This is a genomic window from Streptomyces sp. NPDC041191 (assembly GCF_055591945.1).
In genome coordinates, this window is record NZ_JBVIZC010000001.1 from 449,120 (window position 1) to 469,840 (window position 20,721).

Here is a 20,721-nt window from a genome sequence, read left to right on the forward strand (position 1 = left end):
CCCCTGGGGATCGGCCCCCCGGGGGTCAGGACTCGGCGCGTCCTCTGATCGCGTCGGCGGCGCGTCCGAGCAGGGCGGCGGCCTCCTCCGGGGAGAGGCCGCCGCCCTCGGCGCGTGCCGCTCCGAACTCCCCGTCGCCGAGCACGGACCGGACCAGGGCGGTGGCCCGCTCCAGCTGTTCCCGCTCCGCCGGCGACAGCAGGTGCCCCGGCGGGACCAGCGCGTCCCTGGCCCCGAGCAGCACCGCGCCGGTCCGCGCCTCCGGTCCGCCGAGCCCCGCGAGCGCCCAGGCGGCGACGGTCAGGTGCGCCGCCGGCATCTGCGGGCCGATCATCATGGACAGCGGCTCCAGAGAGCGCTCGTACGCCTCCGCGGCGAGGACGAGCCCGGAGCCGTACCGGCCGTCCAGGACGTCCAGCCAGCCCAGGCCGCCGAGGGTGAAGCCCTCGAAGAGGGCGAGGGTCTCGGTGTCGAACTCCTTCCGCAGCGTCAGGAGGTGCTCGCGGGCCTCGTCGGTGCGCCCCGCGCGGCCGAGCGCCACGCCGAGGAACATGCGGGCGCCGACCCGGGGTTCGTGGCCCAGGCCGTGGTCGCCGTCCAGGATCTCGCGCAGGATCGCCTCGCCCTCGTCGAGCCGGCCGGACTCGACGAGCGTGCCGGCGTACCGGGCCCGCAGGAGCAGCACCTGCGCCTGGGCGCCGATCCGTTCGGCGTAGCCGATGGCGGCGGTGAAGTCCGCGGCCGCCTCCTCGAACTCCAGCCGCCGTTCCCTGGCCTCCGCGCGGGAGGAGAGCGCCTCGGCCGCGCCCCAGGCGTCGCCGAACCGGACGAAGACCTCCAGGCTCTCGTCGGCGTCGGCGATGGCCTCGGCGGCCCGGTCGCCCCGGTTGGCGAGCATGTTGGCGCGCAGCTGGAGCACGTTGGCGAGGTCCCAGTCGTAGCCGTACCGGCGGCAGGCGTCGACGGTGACGTCGAGCAGTTCGCCGAGCCGGTCGGCCTCCCCGGCGAGGAGGAGCGCGAAGAAGGCGTAGGTGCCGGGCAGCCGGCAGGACTGGGGCAGGCCGGGGTCGTACACGGCGGTCATCTCGCGCAGCCGCCGCACGCCCTCGGGGCTGGTCCAGCGGCCGGTCTGGTGGCTCATGTTGATCAGTTCGACGAGTCTCACCCCGCGCCGGGCCTCCCACCGCTGCTCCTCGGAGAGCGGCGGCGGCGCGGCCGTGCACGGCTCGTACAGGGGCACGACGGGGGCGGCGGGCGGCGCGAACGGGTCGGGTCCGAGGGCCGCGGCGGCCTCGGTCCAGTACAGGGCGTCGGTGCGCAGGTCGCGCATCTGCCAGTACCAGAGCAGGCAGTGGACGAGGACGAGCGCCTCGTCCTCGTCGCGGGCGTCGACGGCCCGGCGCAGGGCGGTGCGGAGGTTGCCGTACTCGGCCCCGAAGCGGGCGATGGCGGCGACCTGCCCCGGCCCGCGCAGCTCGGGGTCGGTGCGGCGGGCCAGCTCCCGGTAGTACGTCAGGTGCCGCCGCTCCACCGCGGTCCGCTCCCCGGCCTCCTCCAGCCGCTCCCGCGCGTACTCCGCCACCGTTTCGAGCAGCCGGTAGCGCATCCCCGCCTCGCCCGGCGAGGCGACCACCAGCGACTTGTCGACCAGCGCGCCCAGGGCGTCCAGCACGTCCCCGGTGCCGTCGCCGGCGCACACCGCCTCCGCCGCCGCCAGGTCGCACCCGCCCGTGAACACCGCGAGGCGCCGCAGCACCGCCCGCTCCGCCCCGTCGAGCAGGTCCCACGACCAGTCCACCACCGCCCGCAGCGTCTGCTGGCGCGGCAGCACCGTCCGCGCCCCCGCCGTCAGCAGCCGGAAGCGGTCGTCGAGCCGGTCCGCGATCTGCCGCACCGACAGCATCCGCAGCCGCGCCGCCGCCAGTTCGATCGCCAGGGGCAGCCCGTCCAGGCGCCGGCACACCTCCTCCGCCGCCTCCCGGTCCTCCCCCACCGAGAACCCCGGCCGCGCCGCCGCGCCCCGCTCCCCCAGCAACCGCAGCGCCGTCCCCGCCGGCAGCGGTCCCAGCGGCCGCACCGCCTCCCCCGGCACCCCCAGCGGCTCCCGGCTCGTCGCCAGGATCCGCAGCCCGGGGCAGCGGGCGAGGAGGGTCTCGGCCAGCCCGGCGGCGGCGCCGACCACGTGCTCGCAGTTGTCGAGGAGCAGCAGCATCCGGCGGCCGGCGCAGTGCTCGACGAGCCGGGCGAGGGGGTCGTTCCCGGCCCGCAGCTCCTCGGCTCCCGCGCCGCGCAGGACGGTCTCGCGGGCGCCGACGGCCGCGAGGACGGCCTCGGGCACGGCCTCCGGAGCGGTGACGGGGGCGAGTTCGGCGACCCAGACGCCGTCCGGCCAGGCTCCGGCGCCGCGTTCGGCCGCCTCCTGCGAGAGGCGGGTCTTCCCGGCACCGCCGGGGCCGAGCAGGGTGACGAGCCGGGCCGTCCGCAGGTCCTCCTGGAGGGCGGCGATCTCCTCGTCGCGGCCGACGAAGCTGGTGAGCCGCGCGCGCAGGTTGCCGGGGACGGGGGCGGGGGCGGGGAGGGGCGCGGGAGCGGCGGCGGACGCGGGTACGGGTACGGATTCCGGCTCCGGAACGGGCGCGGGCGCGAGCAGTTCCGCGTGGAGGGCCCGCAGGGCCGGGGACGGGTCCGTGCCGAGGCGGCGGGCGAGGGCGCGGCGGACCTCCTCGTAGGCGGCGAGGGCCTCGGCCGCCCGGCCGGTGTCGCGGAGGGCGCGGATCCTGAGGGCCTGGAGGGGCTCGTCCAGGGGGTGGGACGCGCAGAGGTCGGTCAGGCCCGGGAGGGCGGCGGGCGCGTCCCCGAGGGCCAGGGCGGCTTCCAGCCGGGCGCGGCGGGCGTCGAGACGGCGGGCCTCCCAGCGGGGGGCCTCCGCGCCCCGGTCCGGAAGGTCGGCGAGGGCGGGACCGCGCCAGAGGGCCAGGGCCCCGTCGAGGAGGGCGGCGGCGCGGGCCGGGTCGCCGGCGCCGAGCGCGGCCACGCCCCCGGCGGTGAGGCGCTCGAAGCGGTGGGCGTCCACGTCCTCGGGCCGGGCGTCGAGCCGGTAGCCGCCGTCGGCGGAGACCACCCGGTCCCGGCCGAGGGCCCTGCGCAGCCGTCCGACGAGGGCCTGGAGCGCGGCGACCGCGTCGGCGGGCGGCTCGTCGCCGTGCCAGACCTCGTCCACGAGGTCCGCCACGGGCACGGCGCGGCCCGCCCGCAGGGCGAGGACGGTGAGCAGCGCGCGGACCCGGGGGCCGCCGACGGGCACGCCGGTGCCGTCGGGCGCGTGGGCGAGGGTGGGGCCGAGGACGGAGTAGCGCACGGACCCATTCTCCGTGAGTCCGCGAACCCGCTCTCCGCGGGGAGCGGAAACGGGGGCGGAAGCCGGGTGTCGGGGGCGGAGGCCGGGTGTGGGGGGCGAGACGCAGGCCCCGGGGGCGGAGGCCGGGCGTCGGGAGGGCCGAGACGCAGGCCCCGCAGGCGAAAGCCGGGCGTCGGGGGCGGAGACGGAGGCCGGGGCGGAAGCCGGGGCCCGGAACCGGGTCCGCCCCCGGTACGTTCCCCGCACACCACCCCGCACCGACCCCGACCCCGACCCCGTCCCCTTGGGAGCCCCCATCATGACCACGGCCACCACCCGGAGCCACGAGCGGCGGATCAGCCCCGTCTTCCTGGCGATCCTCGCCGTCATGGCCGTCACCGGCTGGGCGGTGTGGACGGACTTCGCCGCCCTGCCCGGTCTGGCGGTCTTCCTCTTCGTGACCTCGGCCTGGGTGGTGTCGCTCTGCCTGCACGAGTACGCGCACGCCCGGACGGCCCTGTACGGCGGGGACGTCACGGTGGGCGCCAAGGGCTACCTGACCCTGAACCCGCTGGCGTACACGCACGCGGTGCTGAGCGTCGTGCTCCCGGTGCTCTTCGTGATCATGGGCGGGATCGGTCTCCCGGGCGGCGCGGTCTTCGTCGACCGGGGCCGGATCGGGAGCCGCTGGAAGCACAGCCTGGTCTCGGCGGCGGGTCCCCTGACCAACGTGCTCTTCGCGCTGGTCTGCACGGCCCCGTTCTGGCTGGACGCGCTGGACGGCGTGCCGCCGGCCTTCCGCTACGCGCTCGCGTTCCTGGCGTTCCTCCAGGTGACGGCGGCGCTCCTGAACTTCCTGCCGGTGCCGGGGCTCGACGGGTACGGGGTAGCGGAGCCCTGGCTGTCGTACGGCCTGAAGCGGCGGATCGAGCCGTACGCACCATACGGCTTCTTCATCGTGATCCTCGTGCTGTTCGTCCCGGCGGTCAACGGGGCGTTCTTCGACGCGGTCGACGCGCTGATGCGGGCCCTCGGGGTGCCGGAGGCGAGCCGGTACTGCGGCGCGCGGCTGTTCCGGTTCTGGGAGGGGTCGCCGGAGTCCTGCGGGGTCTGAGGCGGATCAGCCCCGCGCGGCGGCCTTCTCGACCCTGGCGCGGCGGAGGTAGTACCAGGCCATGTTGGAGGAGAGGCCGGCGAGGAGGATCCAGACGACGCCGAGGAAGCTGCCCTCGACGAAGGAGACGACGGCCGCGACGACGGCGAGGACGCAGACGACGGAGGCGTAGAGGGCGAGGCGGGGCATGGGGGTCGGCTCCTGTCCGGGTACGGCTGACGGTGCCCGTCCAGTGTCCCCCATGCCCGGAAGCTTCCGTTCTCCGGCTCGCCCTCCCGCTCGCGCGCCCCGCCCCGGCCGCCTCAGACGTCGGTGATCCGGAGGCCCGCGTGGGCCTTGTAACGGCGGTTGACCGAGATCAGGTTGGCGACGAGCGACTCGACCTGGTGGGCGTTGCGCAGCCGGCCGGCGAAGACGCCGCGCATGCCGGGGACGCGGCCGGCGAGGGCCTGGACGATCTCCACGTCGGCGCGCTCCTCGCCGAGGACCATCACGTCGGTGTCGATCTCCTCGACGGAGTCGTCCTGGAGGAGGACGGCGGAGAGGTGGTGGAAGGCGGCGGTGACCCGGGAGGCGGGGAGGAGCGCGGCGGCCTGTTCGGCGGCCGAGCCCTCCTCGGGCCTGAGGGCGTAGGCGCCCTTCTTGTCGAAGCCGAGGGGGTTGACGCAGTCCACGACGAGCTTGCCGGCCAGCTCCTCGCGCAGCGACTCCAGCGTCTCCGCGTGGCCGTCCCACGGCACGGCGACGATCACGATGTCGCTGCGGCGGGCGGTCTCGGCGTTGTCGGCGCCCTCGACGCCGTGGCCCAGCGCCCCGGCCGCCTCCCGTGCGCGCTCGGCCGAGCGGGAGCCGATGATCACCTTCTGGTCGGCCCGGGCGAAGCGGTGGGCGAGGCCGCGGCCCTGTTCGCCGGTGCCGCCGAGGACGCCGACGACGAGGTGGGAGACGTCGGGGAGGTCCCACGGGTCCTTGGGCGCCTTGGCCTGCTGCGGCGCCTCGGAGGCCGTGGGGGCGGCGGGGGCGGTGGGGTCCTGGGGCGCGCTGGGGGGATGCGAAGTCATGGACCCGACATTACCCAGCGGCGGGGCGGCCGGGTCGTACCCGTACGGGAGATCCCCGGGGTCCGGGGCGCGCGACGCCCCGTGGCCCTCGGGGCGACCGCGGGAGCGCCCGTGGGACCCGTACGGGTGGAACCCTCGGGGATCGGGCCGCGCGCGGGCCCGGTGTGGTGCAGGATGCGGGCGCATGGACGCCGTACGGGTCGCGCTGCTGCGGGACGTGCTCGCCGGGACGGAGTGGCCGGGGGCGGCCCGCCGGTTCGCGGGGACGCTCCGTTCCTCGGTGACGGCGCACCGGGGCGGGCTGCTCCTGGTCGGCACCGAGGAGTACGAGCCCTGGCACCTGGCGGCGCACCTGGTGGACGAGTCCGCCTGGTCGGGGCTTCCGGAGCTGGCGCCGACGCTGGTGCGGCACCGGGTGCGGCCGGGCGCCCCGGCGCACCTGGCGGTCGGTCTGGGCCGGCTGGAGACGGCGGGGCGCGGGGCGACGCTCCTGGTGGTGGCCCCGGAGCGGCCGGACGCGGGGCTGCTCCAGCGGGTGCACGACGCCCGGCGGGCGGGGGCGACGGTGCTGGCCCTCGACGGGGGCGACACGGAGGTGCGGGGGCTCGCGCACGAGACGCTGACGGTGGCGGAGGGGGCGGAGGTGGACCTGGACACCGTGCAGCACCTGGTGAGCGCGGCGGCCGGGGAGAACAGCGTGCCGTCGCCCCGCGGCGGCCGCCGTCTCCGGGACCGTCTCGCGGAGCTCGCGGACCGCCTGACGGCGCCGCCGCCGCCGCGCTGGTAGGCCCCGCCCCGGCACGGTCTCCCCACGGACCGCCGGACGGGACCCGGCACGGTCTCCCCACGGACCGCCGGACGGGACCCGGCACGGCCTCTCCACGGACCGCCGGACGGGGCCTTCCCCGTTTCGGCCGGTCGCCTCCGGCACCTCCCGTATCGGAACCTCCCCGCTCATCCGGTCGCCTCCGGCACCTCCCGTACGGAACCTCCCCGCTTATCCGGTTGCCTCCGGCACCTCCCGTACGGAACATGACCCCTCGTGTCCTCCGTGCTCTCGAAGCTTTCCGCCGTTCTGCCCGACCTGGCGCCCTGGCGCGCCTCGCGCGACTTCCGGCTCCTGTGGGTCCAGGGGCTCGTGACGTTCTTCAGCAGCGCCATGGCGATGGTCGCCCTGCCGCTGCAGATCAAGGAGCTGACGGACTCGCCGCTCGCGGTCGGGGCGATGGGCGCGGTCGAGCTGGTGCCGCTCGTGGTGTTCGGCCTGTACGGCGGGGCGCTCGCGGACGCGGTCGACCGGCGGCGGGTGATCCTGTGGACCGAGGCGGGTCTCGGCGTGCTCGCCGTGGTCCTGCTGGTCAACGCGCTGCTGCCGGAGCCGATGCTCTGGCCGCTGTACGTGGTCGCGGCCGGGGTGTCGGCGCTCGCGGGGCTCCAGCGGCCCGCGCTCGACTCGCTGTTCGCCCGGATCGTGCCGCACGAGCATCAGACGGCGGCGGCGGCGCTGAACTCGCTGCGCTGGCAGACGGGCGCCATCGCGGGCCCGTCGATCGCGGGCCTGGTGGTGGCGTACGCGGGCCACGCGCCCGCGTACGCGGTGACGGCGGGCGGTTTCGCGGTCTCGGTCCTGATGTGCCGGGGCCTCTCCCCCGCGCCGCCCGCGCACGACGCGGAGAAGCCGTCGCTGCGGGGCATCGCGGAGGGCGCCCGGTACGCCTGGTCGCGGCCCGTGCTGCTCGGCACGTACGCGGTCGACATGGCGGCGATGTTCTTCGCCTTCCCGAACGCGATCTTCCCGTTCCTCGCGGACGACCTGGACGCGGACTGGTCGCTCGGCCTGATGTACGCGGCGGGGTCGGTCGGCTCGCTGGTCCTGGGGCTGACCAGCGGCTGGACCTCCAAGGTGCGGCGGCACGGCCTGCTGGTGGCCGGCGGGGCGGCGGTCTGGGGCCTGGCGATCGCGGCGGCCGGCCTGTTCGGGAACGTCTGGCTGGTGCTGCTGTGCCTGGCCTTCGCGGGCGCGGGCGACATGCTGAGCGGTCTGGGCCGCTCCACCATCTGGAACCAGACGATCCCGGAGGAGCTGCGTGGCCGGCTCGCCGGCATCGAGGTGCTGTCCTACAGCGTCGGCCCGCAGCTGGGTCAGGTGCGGGCGGGCGTGACGGCGGGCTGGACCGGCACCCGGACGGCGATCTGGACGGGCGGAGTGGCCTGCGTGGCCTCGGTGGGGCTGCTCTGCCTGGCGCTGCCGAAGCTCATGACGTACGACTCCGGGACGGACGCGGACTCGTTGCGCCGGAGGGCGCAGCAGGCGGCGGCGGAGAAGGCCCGCACGGAGAGCACCGGGTCCGCCTGAGCCCGCGCGGAGCCCCGGGGCGGCCCCGGACGCGGGGGCCCCGGCGCGGGCGGCCCGGAGGCCCGGGGCCGGGTCCCCGGGTCTCCGTGCCGTTCCTGCTCGGTCCTCCTCGGGTCCCGCCCGGTTCCTCCCCGGGTCCTATTCGGGGTCCTCGTCCTTCCCCGCGCGGTCGTGCCAGCGCGGGTCGGTCTCCCACTCCAGGTTCCGCTCGCGGGCGGTCTCCAGGGCGTGGGCGGCCTCCGCACGGCTGGGATACGGGCCGAAACGGTTCTTCGCGGGGCAGTCGGGGCCTTCCTCGACCTTCTTGTGCTCCAGGCAGTAGTACCACTCGCCCGGTTTGCCCGTGGTGCGCTTCTTGAACAGGGCCATCGTCGGCTCCTTCCTCCGGAGATCATGGTGCCCCGGACCCGGTCGTTACACTCGCTGGCATGTCTGGCCAGTCGCTTCTCGTACCGGGGGAACTCTCCCCCCACCGCTCCGTTCCGGGCTCCATCCGCCGCCCCGAGTACGTCGGGAAGCCCGCCCCGGCCCCGTACACCGGTCCCGAGGTGCAGGATTCCGACACCATCGAGCGGATGCGGGTCGCCGGCCGCATCGCCGCGCGGGCGATGGAGGAGGCCGCCCAGCACATCGCCCCGGGGGTGACCACCGACGAGCTCGACCGGGTCGCGCACGAGTACATGTGCGACCACGGCGCCTACCCGTCCACCCTCGGTTACCGCGGGTTCCCGAAGTCCCTGTGCACCTCGGTGAACGAGGTGATCTGCCACGGCATCCCGGACTCCACGGTGCTGCGGGACGGCGACATCGTGAACCTGGACGTCACGGCGTACATCGGCGGCGTCCACGGCGACAACAACGCCACCTACCTCTGCGGCGACGTGGACGAGGAGTCGCGACTGCTCGTGGAGCGGACGCGCGAGGCCCTGAACCGGGCGATCAAGGCGGTGAAGCCGGGCCGCCGGATCAACATCGTCGGGCGGGTCATCGAGTCGTACGCCAAGCGCTTCGGCTACGGCGTCGTGCGCGACTTCACCGGGCACGGCATCAACACGTCCTTCCACTCCGGTCTGATCGTGCCGCACTACGACTCCCCGCACCACACGACCCTCATCCAGCCCGGCATGACCTTCACCATCGAGCCGATGCTGACGCTCGGCACCCACGACTACGACATGTGGGACGACGGCTGGACCGTGGTGACCAAGGACCGCAAGCGGACGGCCCAGTTCGAGCACACCCTCGTGGTGACGGAGACCGGGGCCGAGATCCTGACGTTGCCCTGACCCGGAAAGCGGGTAGCCCTTCTTGCCGACAGGACGTCGGGAACTGGTTGACTTAGGCAAGCCTAAGTCGGCAGGATCGTCACCGGTTCCCGTCCCCCGGCCCGGAGGTACGCCTTGGACACGCCCTTCTCGACGCTCATCCGCACGGCGTCGCAGGACCAGCACACCGAAGCGGAGACGTCGTCCTTCATGGGCGATCTCCTGGGCGGGCGCCTCGGCGTCGACGCCTACGCGCGCTACACGGAGCAGCTCTGGTTCGTCTACCGGGCCCTGGAGGAGGGCGCGGAGGCGCTGCGCGGGGACCCGGTCGCCGGACCGTTCGTCCGGCCCGAACTGTTCCGCACGGCCGCCCTGGAACGGGACCTCGCCCATCTGCGGGGCCCGGACTGGCGGGCCGGCCTCGCACCGCTGCCGGCCACCGCGGCGTACGCCGAACGGATCGCCGAGTGCGCCCGTGACTGGCCCGCCGGCTACGTGGCCCACCACTACACGCGCTACCTGGGCGACCTGTCGGGCGGCCAGGTCATCCGCGACCGGGCGGAGCGCGCCTGGGGCTTCGCGCGCGGGGGCGACGGGGTCCGCTTCTACGTCTTCGAGGAGATCCCCAACCCGGCCGCCTTCAAGCGGGCCTACCGGGAGCTGCTCGACGGGGTGGACGCCGACGACCTGGAGAAGCAGCGGATCGTGGACGAGTGCCGGCGCGCCTTCGGCTTCAACAGCGCGGTCCTCCGCCGGCTCGGGAGCGAGTTCCCGCTGAGCGCGTGACGCCCGTACGGGGCGGGGTCAGCGGGTGAGCGTGCCCTCCAGGCGGACACGCCCGCCGAGTTCCACGACGCCGTCGGGGCCGGGGGCCGTGAGCAGCTGCGAACCCCGGCCCTGCGTGATGTTCAGGGCCCGCCCCAGCTCCGCCGTGAGGAGCAGCGCCGCCGCCCCGGTCGCCTCGTCCTCGTCGATGCCGTCGCCGCGCCCCGGGAAGGCCCGCGCCCTGATCCGGCCCGCCGCCTCCTCCTCCCAGGCCCAGGCGTAGATCCACTCGCCGGGTTCGGGCACCTCCAGCGCCTCGACCTCGGCCGCGGAGGCGTACCGGCGCAGGGTGCGGGGCGGGGCCCATTCGGCGCGCGCCTCGATCCAGGTGAACTCCCCGTCGCCGCGCACCCACACCTCGCCCGCCGGCGGGTGGACGACCTCCAGGTCGAGGAGCCAGGCCGCGCCGACGAGCGGATGTCCGGCGAACGGCAGCCGCAGACCGGGCGTGTAGATGTCGACGGTCCCGCGCTCCGGGTCGTCCACGAACACCGTCTCGCTGAAGCCGAGCTCCTTGGCGAGCGCCTGCCGCGACGCCTCGTCGGGGTGGGTACGGGCGTCCCGCACGACCCCCAGGGCGTTCCCGTGCCGGCCGTCGCCCGCGCAGAAGACCCGCAGGACGTCGATGTCAGTGGCGGTCGCGTTCATGACGGAATTGAACCACCCGGTCACGCGGCGGCAGGGCGGCATCCGGGATACGGGGGGGTGCGGGACGACGGCCGGACGCCCGCCGCCGACGGACCGGAACCCCGCCCGTCACCTCCCCCTTGACCCTTCCTTGACCGCGGCCTGAGTCCTTCTTGGAACCCCCGTGACCTCCCCGTGTCCGATGTGCCGGGGATGAGAGCCGGATCACTGGACGGACCGGTATGACCACGGTAAGCCTCCGCTAAGTTAGGTCCGCCTCAGTTCCCCGTCCCGCCGTCCCTGGAGCCCCCATGCGAGCCGTCCGCCTCTCCGTCGCCACCGCCGCAGCGACCGCCGCGGCCCTGACCGCCGTCACGGGCTGCGCGGAGAAGGGCGGCGGCGACGCGAAGGACGGCGCGATCACCGTCGTCGCCAAGGACGACTCCTGCGAGGTGTCGAAGAAGGAGTTCCCGGCCGGACACGTGAAGCTGGCCGTCGAGAACCGGGGCTCCAAGGTCACCGAGGTCTACGTCCTCCACCCGGACGACCGGATCGTCACCGAGCGCGAGAACATCGGCCCCGGCACCGGCGCCACGCTCACCGCCGAGATCAAGCCCGGTGACTACGCGATCGCCTGCAAGCCCGGCATGAAGGGCGCGGGCATCCGGCAGCAGATCAAGGTCACCGGCGGTACCGCCACCGCCGCCGGGCGCTCCCCCGAGATGGACGCGGCCGTCGCCGCCTACCGCCAGTACGTCCTGGCGCAGGCCGAGGAGACCCTCCCCAAGGTGAAGGTCTTCACCGACGCCGTCCGCGCCGGGGACGTCGAGGCCGCGAAGAAGGCGTACGCCCTCTCCCGCGTCGGCTGGGAGCGCACCGAGCCGGTCGCGGAGTCCTTCGGCGACATCGACCCCAAGGTGGACGTCCGCGAGGACGGCCTGGAGGACGGCCAGGACCCGGCGAAGGACTGGACCGGCTGGCACCGCCTGGAGAAGGCGCTCTGGCAGGACAAGAAGATCGACACCCGGGAGAAGCAGCTCGCGGACGCCCTGGACAAGGACCTCGCGGACTGGGTGAAGCGGGTCGGCAGGGCCGAGATCACCCCGACCTCCATGGCCAACGGCGCCAAGGAGCTCCTGGACGAGGTCGCGAGCGGCAAGGTCACGGGCGAGGAGGAGCGCTACTCCCACACCGACCTGGTCGACTTCAAGGCGAACGTCGAGGGCGCGCAGATGTCCTTCGGCCTGCTGAAGCCGGTCGCGTCGAAGAACGACCCCGCGCTGGTCGCCGAGCTCGACAAGCAGTTCGCCGCCCTGAACGCGCTGCTCGACAAGTACCGCGCGGACAAGAGCGGCTACGACTTCACCCCGTACGACAAGGTCGGCAAGGAGCAGCGCAAGGAGCTGTCGGACGGCGTCAACGCGCTGGCCGAGCCGCTCTCCAAGCTGGCCGCCGCCGTCGTCAAGTGACCGGAGGCCCCGACATGAGCGAACCCCTTGAAAGGGACGACAAGGTCGACAGGGCCGCCGCGCGGGAGGACGCCGCGCGGGAGACCGCCGCGCCCTCCCGCCGCACGGTCATCGGATGGGGCGGCGCCGGGCTCGCGCTCGGTGCCGCCGCGGCCGGTGGCGCCGTCGCGCTGGCCCGGGACGGGGGCGGCGCGGAGCCGGTCGCCGACGGCGGTGCGGCCGTGCCCTTCCACGGCCCGCACCAGGCCGGCATCGCCACCGCCGTGCAGGACCGGCTGCACTTCGCGGCCTTCGACGTGAAGACGCGGGACCGGGCGGAGCTGGTCCGGCTGCTCCAGGACTGGACGCGGGCCGCCGAGCGGATGACGGCCGGCTCCGAGGTCGGCGAGGGGGCGTACGGCGGTCTGCCGGAGGCCCCGCCGGACGACACCGGCGAGGCCCTCGGCCTCAAGCCCTCCCGGCTCACCCTCACGATCGGCTTCGGGCCCTCGCTCTTCGACGGGCGCTTCGGCCTGAAGGACAGGCGCCCCGGGGCCCTGATCGACCTGCCCCGCTTCCCCGGCGACAACCTGGACCCGGCCCGCAGCGGCGGCGACCTCTGCGTCCAGGCGTGCGCGGACGACCCGCAGGTCGCGGTGCACGCCATCCGCAACCTCGCCCGGATCGGCTTCGGCCGGGTCGCGGTGCGCTGGTCCCAGCTCGGCTTCGGCAAGACGTCCTCGACGACCCCGGACGCCCAGACCCCGCGCAACCTCTTCGGCTTCAAGGACGGCACCCGCAACATCGCGGGCACCGACACCGCCCGCCTCGACGAGCACGTGTGGGTCTCCGGGAAGGACGCGCGGGGCCCGGCGGCCTGGATGGCCGGCGGCTCGTACCTCGTCGCCCGCCGCATCCGCATGAACATCGAGACCTGGGACCGGACCTCGCTCGCCGAGCAGGAGGACGTCTTCGGCCGCGACAAGCGCGAGGGCGCCCCGGCCGGAAGGGCGAAGGAGCACGACGAGCCGTTCCTGAAGGGGATGAAGCCGGACGCGCACGTCCGGCTCGCCCACCCGGACAGCAACGGGGGCGCGGCGATGCTGCGCCGGGGCTACTCCTTCACGGACGGCACGGACGGTCTCGGGCGCCTGGAGGCGGGGCTGTTCTTCCTCGCGTACCAGCGGGACGTCCGCACCGGGTTCCTGCCGGTGCAGACCTCGCTGGCCCGTTCCGACGCCCTCAACGAGTACGTCCAGCACGTGGGTTCGGCGGTGTTCGCGATACCTCCGGGCGTCCGGGACACCGGCGACTGGTGGGGCCGGGCCCTGTTCTCGTGAGCCCGGCCCGCGCCCACCCCGGCCCGTACCGTTCCGGCCCGTACCGTTCCGGTCCGCGCCACTCCGGTCCACACCACTCCGGTTCACGCATTCCTGGGAGGGAGCCGACGTGTTCGGCAACTATCTGATCGGCCTCCGCGAGGGCCTCGAAGCCAGCCTGGTCGTCTGCATCCTCATCGCGTACCTGGTGAAGACCGGGCGGCGGGACGCGCTGAAGCCGGTCTGGGCCGGCGTCGGCGTGGCCGTCGGCGTCGCCCTGGCCTTCGGCGCCGGGCTCGAGTTCGGTTCCCAGGAGCTGACCTTCGAGGCGCAGGAGCTGCTCGGCGGCTCGCTGTCGATCGTCGCGGTGGTCCTGGTGACCTGGATGGTCTTCTGGATGCGGCGCACGGCCCGGCACCTCAGGTCGGAGCTGCACGGGAAGCTGGACGCGGCCCTCCGGATGGGCACGGGCGCGCTGGTCGCCACCGCCTTCCTGGCGGTGGGCCGCGAGGGCCTGGAGACGGCGCTCTTCGTGTGGGCGTCGGTACGGGCGGCCTCCTCGGGCGGTTCCGGGGGCACGTACGCGCCGCTGGCCGGGGTCCTCCTCGGCCTGCTCACGGCGGTCCTGATCGGCTGGCTGTTCTACCGGGGCGCGGTGCGGATCAACCTGGCGAAGTTCTTCACCTGGACCGGCGGGATGCTGGTCGTGGTGGCGGCGGGCGTCCTCGCGTACGGCGTGCACGACCTCCAGGAGGCGCGCTTCCTCGGCGGCCTCGCGGACAAGGCGTTCGACGTCTCGGAGACGATCCCGCCGGACAGCTGGTACGGCACGCTCCTGAAGGGCGTCCTCAACTTCCAGCCGGACCCGACGGTCCTTCAGGTCACGGTGTGGGCGCTGTATCTGGTCCCCACGCTCGCGCTGTTCCTGGCCCCGATAGGGTCGGGTGCGTCCACGCGGCTGAAGAAGCAGAAGGCGACCGATGAGAAGGCTGAGGCTGGGGCGAGCACCGAGAAGACCGCTTGAGCGACGGTCGGCGGGGCTGCTCGCGGTGACCGCCGCCGTGACCGTCCTGGCGCTGACGGCGAGCGGCTGCGTCACGGTGCACGGCGAGACGGCGCTGGTGCCGCCGGCGACGGAGGCCGAGGCGGCGCGGGCCCTCGCGGACTTCACGAGCGCCTTCAACCGGGCCGACAAGGCCCTCGACCCGGCCCTGGACGCGGACCGGGTCACCGGTCCGTTCGGGGAGATCAACCAGGCGGGTCTGCGGGCCCGCGCGGTCCTCGCGCCCGGCGGCAACACGGAGCACAAGCCGCTGGAGCTGACGGACGCGCGTTTCCTGCTGCCCCGCAAGGCGGGCTGGCCGCGCTGGTTCGTCGCGGACGCCGCCTCCAACCTGAACACCGGCCGGCGCTGGCTCCTGGCCTTCGTGCGCAACGGTCCCGGGCAGCGGTGGGAGGCCGCCCACCTCGCCGTCCTGGCCGGGAGCGAGGTGCCCGCGTTCGCCGAGGAGGAGGGGTACCCGGTGCCGGTCGCCGCGGACACCGGCGCGCTGGCGGTCGCGCCCGGGAAGCTGGGCGCGGAGTACGTGGCGTACCTGAAGGACGGACGGGAGGGGCCGTTCGCGGCGGGCCGGCACACCACGGAGTGGCGGGCGCAGCGGCGGAAGACGGCCGAGCGGCCCGGCCTCGCCACCCAGTACGCCGACCGGACCGCCGACCAGGGGGACTTCGCGCCGCTGGCGCTGCGGACCCGGGACGGCGGCGCGTTCGTCTTCTTCGCGATCCGCTACTTCGAGCGGCAGACGGCGGCGCGGGGCTACCGGCCCAAGGTGAGCGCGGACGTCAAGGCGCTGATGACCGGCACGGTCAAGGACACGGTCACCCGGGAGTGGGTGTCCGGCCAGGCGGCCCTGGTGAAGCCGAAGGGCGCGGACCGGGAGGCGGTCACGGTGGTGGGCCGGCTCCAGGGCGTGGTGGGAGCGGTGGGCTCGTAACGCCCCCGGCGCGCGGCGGGCCGGCGCCGTCCGGCCCCGCCCCGTGGGGCGCTTCCCCGTCCGGCCGGGACCCGGCGGTCCGGCGCGAAACGGTGGACCGGCGGATCAGTACGGGTCAGCGGGTCAGTACGGGTCAGCGGATCGGTACGGGTCAGCGGGTCAGCGGGTCAGCGGGTCAGCGGCCAGGCGATCTCGTGGGCCGCGTGTCCGTCGTCGCCGTCCGCCCCGCGCTCGGCGGCGTGGCGGGCGCAGGCGTCCTGAAGGGTCTCCAGGAGGTTCAGCGGGTCGGGCAGCGGGTGCTCGGGGCCGCGCAGCCAGGAGACGACCGGGTGGGCGTCCTCGTCCCCGGGAAGACGGGCCGGCGGTACGAGGACGTAGCTGCCGCGGCAGTGCCAGCGGAGGCCCGGGTGCTCGTCCATGGTCTCCGGGTGGCAGTCCAGCTCGCAGGGCCACCACTCGTCCTCGTCCTCGGGGGTGCCGCGGGTGGCGGTGAAGAAGAGCATCCGTCCGCCCTCGGGGCGGGCGTCGGCCGACTCGGCGACGGGACCGACCTCGACGCCCTCGGCGAGCAGGCGCTCCAGGGCGGCGCGGCCGGCGGCCAGCGGCACGTCGAGGACGTCGTGGACCATGCCGGTGGCGGTGATGAAGTTCGCCGCGGGCTCGTTGCGGGCCCAGCGCTCGATCTGGGCGGGGTCGGTGGTCGACTGGGTCTGCCAGGCGAAGGAGACGGGATGCCGGCCGGGGGTGGGACAGCCGATCCGCTCGCAGGAGCAGCTGTAGCCGACCGGGTACGCGGCGGGGGCCAGGGGCAGCCCGGCGGCGGCGGTGGCCAGGAGCAGCTTCTCCCGGTCGCCCTCGTCGTCGGCCGCGGTGCGTTTGGGACGCCTGCGCAGCCACTGCGCGAGTCTGCCCTCCGTGCCGCGGTAGCGGTCGATGCCGTCGCCCATCTATCCCCTCACAACCTCGTGCTCGCCCGTTCGGCTCCGCCCATGGTCCCACCATCCTGCGCTCCGGGTGACCGGAGTGCGGAACCGGGGTGCCCGTCCGGTCGTCAGGACCTCGGGGCGAGGCCGCGCAGCACGTGGTCGACCAGGGCGTCGGCGTAGGCGTGGGTGAGCGGCAGGGTGCGGTGGAGCCACCGGTGGTGGAGGGGCCCGACCAGGAGTTCGACGGCGAGGCGGGGGTCCGTGCCGGGATCGACGTCTCCGGCGGCCAGGGCGGCTTCGAAGCGGCGCACGTAGAGCTGGAGCTGGGGTTCGAGCAGCGCCCCGGTGAAGCGGGCGCCCAGCTCGGGGTCCACGATCCCCTCGGCGGCGAGGGCGCGGGCGGGGACGTCGAAGACGGGGTCGTTCAGCTCGTCCACGGTGGCGCGGAGGACGTGCTTGAGGTCGGCGGCGAGGTCGCCGGTGTCGGGGATGCCGGCGGTGCCGGGGGTCCCGGCGGTGCCGGAGGTCCCGCCGGTGCCGGAGGTCCCGGTGGTGTCGGAGGTTCCGCCGGTGTCGGAGGTCCCGCCCGCCTCCTCCCCGTCGCGGGCCCCGCCGGGCCGGGCCGCCCCGTCCACGCGGGCCGCCAGGTCGAGGAAGGCGTCGAGGAGGACGGCCGCCTTGGAGGGCCACCAGCGGTAGATGGTCTGCTTGCCGACCCCGGCGCGGGCGGCGATGCCCTCGACGGTGGTCCGCGCGTAGCCGTTCTCGGAGACGAGGGCGAGGGCGGCGTCGAAGATGGCGCGGCGGGAGCGTTCGCTGCGGCGGGAGGCGTCGGGTGCGGCCTTGGCGGGCCCGGTCCTGGACATGCGCCCAACCTAGCACCAGGCGAGACGTGACGTCTCGCCGGATCGGGCGGTCCGCGAACCACCCGAACGGTCCACTGCGCGGAGGGCCCCGAAGGCGGACCATGGGGTCCACCCCGTCCCGGCATCCCGGTGCCTCGGTGTCCCGGCGCCCCGGTGTCCCGGTCCTTCCGCCCTCCCGTCCGTGAGGAGCCCCTCTTGCGCACCACTCCGCGCGCGTCCTCGCCCCGCCGTTACCTGATGTGCCCACCCGCGCACTTCGCGGTGACGTACTCCATCAACCCCTGGATGGACCCCGCCAAACCGGTCGACGTCCCCCTCGCCCTCGCCCAGTGGGAGGATCTGCGCGACCGCTACCGGGCGCTCGGCCACACCGTGGAACTCCTGGAACCGGACCCGGCGCTCCCGGACATGGTCTTCGCGGCGAACGGCGCCACCGTCGTCGGGGGCCGGGTCCTCGGCGCGAGGTTCGCGCACCCGGAGCGCACGGCCGAGGCCGCCGCGCACCTGGCGTGGTTCCGCCGCGCCGGTTGGGCGGAGGAGGACCTGCGGACGCCGGAGCACGTGAACGAGGGCGAGGGCGACTTCGCCGTCACCGCCTCCTGGATCCTCGCCGGGCGCGGCTTCCGCTCCAGCCCGCTCGCGCAGGGCGAGGCGCAGGAGTTCTTCGGCCGGCCGGTGATCGGCCTGGAGCTGGTGGACCCGCGCTACTACCACCTGGACACGGCGCTGTGCGTCCTGGACGACGCCCGCGACGAGGTCATGTACTACCCGGACGCCTTCTCCCCCGGCAGCCGCGCGGTGCTCGCCCGGCTCTTCCCGGACGCCCTGACCGCGACGGCCGAGGACGCGGCGGTCCTCGGCCTCAACGCGGTGAGCGACGGCCGGAACGTCCTGCTGCCGCAGGCGGCGGTGGGGCTCTTCGGGCCGCTGCGCGAGCGGGGCTTCGCGCCGGTCGGCATGGACCTGAGCGAACTCCTCAAGGGCGGCGGCAGCGTGAAGTGCTGCACCCAGGAGCTGCGGCCCTGAGGGAAGCCCCGCGCGGCCCGTGGGGCCGTCCGCGGAGCGGGCCGGCCGTCCCCGCACCACGCCGTGGTGCGGGGACGGCCGCGCGGCGGCGCCGCGTCAGGACCCGTCCGCCCCCGGCGGCCACGGGTCGCCCCACTCGACGTCACGGGCCCGCTTGTAGAGGGGGCCGTGGCGCTTGGTGACCGTCTCGCGCGCGAGTCCGTCCGGGCCGCACAGCTCCAGGAGGACCAGGCCCTTGCGGATCTGCGGCCTCCGGACGACGCGGGAGGTGGCCGGGACCACCGGGACGCGGGTGGCCGCCACGTACGCGTACTTCTCGTCCTCGTACGCCAGCGAACCGCCCTTCACCTGCCGGTGGAGCGAGGAGCGGCTCACCCGGGCCGAGAAGTGGCACCAGTCCGTGCCGGGCACGATCGGGCAGGCCCCGCTGTGCGGGCAGGGCGCGGCGACGGTGAACCCGGCCCCGACGAGCAGGGCCCTGGCCTCGATGATCCGCTCGTAGCCGTCCGGGGTGCCCGGCTCGACCACGACGACCGTCCGCGCGGCGCGGGCCGCCTCGGCGACCAGCGACGCCCGGTCGGCCTCCGTCAGCTCCTTGAGCACGTACGAGACGGTGACCAGGTCCGTGTCGGCGAGGCGCAGCGCGCCGCCGATCCGCTCGTGCCGCCACTCCGCGTCCAGGACGCCGCCGGCCAGCTCGCGGCCGAGCGCGAGGGCGGGCTCGGCCCAGTCGAGGACGGTCGTACGGGGCGGCCGTCCGCCCCACGCCTCCGCGACGGCCCAGCTCGCCGCGCCCGTGCCGCCGCCGACGTCGGTGTGGGTGCGCGGCTCCCAGTCGGGCGCGGCGTCCCGCAGGGCGGCGAGGGCGCCCCGTACCGCCTCGAAGGTCGCCGGCATCCGGTACGCGGCGTACGCGGCGACGTCGGAGCGGTCGCGCAGCACGGGGGCGTCCGTCGGGGTGGTGCCCCGGTAGCTGGCGATCAGCCGCTCGACGGCCCGGGCGGTCCGGTGGGGCGGGAGGCCGTCGAGGACGGCGGCGAGGGCGGCGCGCAGGGAGTCGGCGGAGGCGTTCACCGAGACAGTCTAGGCGGCGGAGCCCCGCGCCTTCCCGGCCGCCGGGGCGGGCACCGCGCCCGCGTCGGCCCGCCCCGGGCGGCACAGGCCCAGGAAGCAGGCGAGGGCGAGGACGGCGCAGGTGAGCTGGACGACGGCCATCGGGACGGCCGTGTGCTCGCCCGCGATCCCGACCAGCGGGGAGGCGACGGCGCCGACGAGGAAGGACGAGGTGCCGAGGAGGGCGGAGGCGGACCCGGCGGCGTGCGGGGTGCGCATCAGGGCCTGGGCGTTGGTGTTCGGCATGGCGAGGCCCATCGCGGACATCAGGACGAAGAGCCCGGCGGACACGGGTACGAGCCCGGCCTTCCCGAAGACGCCGGTGGTCATCAGGAGCAGCGCGGTCGCGGCGAGCAGGATGGTGCCGAGGCCCCAGCCGAGCGCCTTGTCGAGGCTGACGCGGCCGACGAGGAGCTTGCCGTTGATCTGGCCGACGACGACGAGGCCCACGGAGTTGAGGCCGAAGAGCAGGCTGAAGGTCTGCGGCGAGGCGCCGTAGAGCTCCTGCACCACGAACGGCGAGGCCGATATGTAGGAGAAGAGGACCGCGAAGGCGAGGCCGCCGGTCAGCATGTAGCCGGTGAAGACCCGGTCCGCGAGGAGGCCCCGCATGGTGCGCAGGGCCTCGCCCACCCCGCCCTCGTGCCGCCGCTCCGGCGGCAGCGTCTCGCCCAGGAAGCGGTGGACGACGACGGTGAGCAGGACGCCGATGGCGGCGAGGACGTGGAAGACGCCCCGCCAGTCGGTGATCCGGAGGATCTGGCCGCCGATGAGGGGGGCGACGATCGGGGCGACGCCGGAGATCAGCATGAGGGTGGAGAAGAAGCGGGCCATCTCGACGCCGTCGTAGAGGTCGCGGACGACGGCGCGGGCGATGACGATGCCGGCGGCGCCCGCGAGGCCCTGGAGCAGCCGGAAGCCGACGAGCGTCCCGGCGGTGGGCGCGAAGGCGCAGGCCGCGGTGGCGAGGACGTACACGACCATGCCGGCGAGCAGCGGGCGGCGGCGGCCCCACTTGTCGCTCATGGGGCCGACGACGAGCTGGCCGAGGGCCATTCCCGCGAGGCAGGCGGTGAGGGTGAGCTGCACGGTGGCGGCGGGCGCCCCCAGCGCCCCGGTGACCTCGGGCAGCGCCGGGAGGTACATGTCCATGGAGAGCGGGGGGAGGGCGGTGAGGCCGCCCAGGACGAGGGTGACGAGCAGTCCCGTCCGCCGGGCGGCGGTGACGCCGGGGGCGGCGGGCGCGGGAGCGGCGGGGTCGGGGGCCGCGGCGGGGACGCCGGCGGCGGCGAGGGCGCCGGGCGCGTCGGGAGCGACGGGCCCCGTCTCGTCTCTGTTCCCTCGCGTCGTCTTCTGACCGCTCTCCGGCATCGATCGCTCCATTTCGTTGAAACCTTGCCTATGCTCTCAGCTCGACCGGCATGGTCGAGACCTCTGCGAGACG

Annotated in this window: 20 protein-coding genes; 10 read left to right on the top strand and 10 right to left on the bottom strand. The window is 75.1% G+C overall.

Annotated elements, in window-relative coordinates:
* Positions 1-25: 25 nt before the first annotated feature.
* Complete coding sequence (locus ACZ6AQ_RS01990; RefSeq protein WP_468756755.1) at positions 26-3,358, bottom strand: AfsR/SARP family transcriptional regulator; 3,333 nt, start codon at positions 3,356-3,358, stop codon at positions 26-28.
* A gap of 298 nt (positions 3,359-3,656) precedes the next feature.
* On the opposite strand from ACZ6AQ_RS01990, the gene ACZ6AQ_RS01995 reads away from it, so the two are divergent.
* Positions 3,657-4,451: a site-2 protease family protein gene (locus ACZ6AQ_RS01995; protein ID WP_468756757.1), complete on the top strand. Its 795-nt coding sequence runs from the start codon at positions 3,657-3,659 to the stop codon at positions 4,449-4,451.
* Between the two features lie 6 nt (positions 4,452-4,457).
* Here ACZ6AQ_RS01995 and ACZ6AQ_RS02000 read toward each other — a convergent pair whose 3' ends face one another.
* The gene (locus tag ACZ6AQ_RS02000) at positions 4,458-4,694 is read right to left on the bottom strand and encodes a hypothetical protein (protein WP_388696313.1); all 237 of its coding nucleotides are present in this window, start codon (positions 4,692-4,694) and stop codon (positions 4,458-4,460) included.
* A gap of 59 nt (positions 4,695-4,753) precedes the next feature.
* Positions 4,754-5,512, bottom strand: coding sequence for an NADPH-dependent F420 reductase (npdG, locus tag ACZ6AQ_RS02005; protein WP_468756758.1), 759 nt, complete (start codon positions 5,510-5,512; stop codon positions 4,754-4,756).
* A 184-nt stretch (positions 5,513-5,696) separates the two neighbouring features.
* Between npdG and ACZ6AQ_RS02010 the strand changes: the two genes are divergently transcribed.
* Both ACZ6AQ_RS02010 and ACZ6AQ_RS02015 read left to right on the top strand, forming a co-directional pair.
* On the top strand, positions 5,697-6,299 hold the full coding sequence (locus tag ACZ6AQ_RS02010) for a hypothetical protein (RefSeq protein WP_468756760.1): 603 nt from the start codon (positions 5,697-5,699) through the stop codon (positions 6,297-6,299).
* Positions 6,300-6,563: 264 nt separating this feature from the next.
* Positions 6,564-7,868 (top strand): MFS transporter, encoded by a 1,305-nt coding sequence (locus tag ACZ6AQ_RS02015; RefSeq protein ID WP_468757061.1) that lies wholly within the window; start codon positions 6,564-6,566, stop codon positions 7,866-7,868.
* 138 nt (positions 7,869-8,006) lie between these two features.
* On the opposite strand, the gene ACZ6AQ_RS02020 is transcribed toward ACZ6AQ_RS02015, so the two are convergent.
* On the bottom strand, positions 8,007-8,237 hold the full coding sequence (locus ACZ6AQ_RS02020) for a hypothetical protein (RefSeq protein WP_468756761.1): 231 nt from the start codon (positions 8,235-8,237) through the stop codon (positions 8,007-8,009).
* A gap of 59 nt (positions 8,238-8,296) precedes the next feature.
* On the opposite strand from ACZ6AQ_RS02020, the gene map reads away from it, so the two are divergent.
* Complete coding sequence (gene map / locus ACZ6AQ_RS02025; protein WP_468756763.1) at positions 8,297-9,154, top strand: type I methionyl aminopeptidase; 858 nt, start codon at positions 8,297-8,299, stop codon at positions 9,152-9,154.
* 62 nt (positions 9,155-9,216) lie between these two features.
* Here map and ACZ6AQ_RS02030 read toward each other — a convergent pair whose 3' ends face one another.
* Complete coding sequence (locus ACZ6AQ_RS02030) at positions 9,217-9,345, bottom strand: hypothetical protein (protein ID WP_468757076.1); 129 nt, start codon at positions 9,343-9,345, stop codon at positions 9,217-9,219.
* Here ACZ6AQ_RS02030 and ACZ6AQ_RS02035 point away from each other — a divergent pair.
* The gene (locus ACZ6AQ_RS02035; RefSeq protein WP_468757062.1) at positions 9,293-9,919 is read left to right on the top strand and encodes a biliverdin-producing heme oxygenase; all 627 of its coding nucleotides are present in this window, start codon (positions 9,293-9,295) and stop codon (positions 9,917-9,919) included. The genes ACZ6AQ_RS02030 and ACZ6AQ_RS02035 overlap by 53 nt on opposite strands.
* Positions 9,920-9,937: 18 nt before the next feature.
* Here ACZ6AQ_RS02035 and ACZ6AQ_RS02040 read toward each other — a convergent pair whose 3' ends face one another.
* Positions 9,938-10,606 carry a PhzF family phenazine biosynthesis protein gene (locus ACZ6AQ_RS02040; RefSeq protein ID WP_388696297.1) on the bottom strand — a complete coding sequence of 223 codons (669 nt, stop codon included), beginning with the start codon at positions 10,604-10,606 and terminating at the stop codon, positions 9,938-9,940.
* 290 nt (positions 10,607-10,896) lie between these two features.
* Between ACZ6AQ_RS02040 and efeO the strand changes: the two genes are divergently transcribed.
* The 4 genes from efeO (at position 10,897) to ACZ6AQ_RS02060 (ending at position 15,346) form a co-directional block, all read left to right on the top strand.
* Entirely contained in the window at positions 10,897-12,054 is a 1,158-nt protein-coding gene (efeO, locus tag ACZ6AQ_RS02045) for an iron uptake system protein EfeO (protein WP_468756764.1), read from the top strand.
* 14 nt (positions 12,055-12,068) lie between these two features.
* Positions 12,069-13,373 (top strand): iron uptake transporter deferrochelatase/peroxidase subunit, encoded by a 1,305-nt coding sequence (gene efeB, locus ACZ6AQ_RS02050; RefSeq protein ID WP_468756765.1) that lies wholly within the window; start codon positions 12,069-12,071, stop codon positions 13,371-13,373.
* 109 nt (positions 13,374-13,482) lie between these two features.
* Positions 13,483-14,376 carry an iron uptake transporter permease EfeU gene (efeU, locus tag ACZ6AQ_RS02055; RefSeq protein WP_468756766.1) on the top strand — a complete coding sequence of 298 codons (894 nt, stop codon included), beginning with the start codon at positions 13,483-13,485 and terminating at the stop codon, positions 14,374-14,376.
* Entirely contained in the window at positions 14,333-15,346 is a 1,014-nt protein-coding gene (locus ACZ6AQ_RS02060) for an SCO2278 family lipoprotein (RefSeq protein WP_468756767.1), read from the top strand. The genes efeU and ACZ6AQ_RS02060 overlap by 44 nt, the downstream gene beginning before the upstream one ends.
* 167 nt (positions 15,347-15,513) lie before the next feature.
* Here ACZ6AQ_RS02060 and ACZ6AQ_RS02065 read toward each other — a convergent pair whose 3' ends face one another.
* Complete coding sequence (locus tag ACZ6AQ_RS02065) at positions 15,514-16,293, bottom strand: bifunctional DNA primase/polymerase (RefSeq protein ID WP_388696285.1); 780 nt, start codon at positions 16,291-16,293, stop codon at positions 15,514-15,516.
* Positions 16,294-16,397: 104 nt separating this feature from the next.
* Entirely contained in the window at positions 16,398-17,138 is a 741-nt protein-coding gene (locus ACZ6AQ_RS02070; protein ID WP_468756769.1) for a TetR/AcrR family transcriptional regulator, read from the bottom strand.
* A 195-nt stretch (positions 17,139-17,333) separates the two neighbouring features.
* Here ACZ6AQ_RS02070 and ddaH point away from each other — a divergent pair, with 195 nt between their 5' ends.
* Positions 17,334-18,164: a dimethylargininase gene (gene ddaH, locus ACZ6AQ_RS02075; RefSeq protein ID WP_468756771.1), complete on the top strand. Its 831-nt coding sequence runs from the start codon at positions 17,334-17,336 to the stop codon at positions 18,162-18,164.
* A 96-nt stretch (positions 18,165-18,260) separates the two neighbouring features.
* Here the strand turns inward: ddaH and ACZ6AQ_RS02080 are convergent, their stop codons facing one another.
* Both ACZ6AQ_RS02080 and ACZ6AQ_RS02085 read right to left on the bottom strand, forming a co-directional pair.
* Entirely contained in the window at positions 18,261-19,238 is a 978-nt protein-coding gene (locus ACZ6AQ_RS02080) for a small ribosomal subunit Rsm22 family protein (protein WP_468756772.1), read from the bottom strand.
* Between the two features lie 9 nt (positions 19,239-19,247).
* Entirely contained in the window at positions 19,248-20,660 is a 1,413-nt protein-coding gene (locus ACZ6AQ_RS02085) for a multidrug effflux MFS transporter (protein WP_468756773.1), read from the bottom strand.
* Positions 20,661-20,721: the final 61 nt, after the last annotated feature.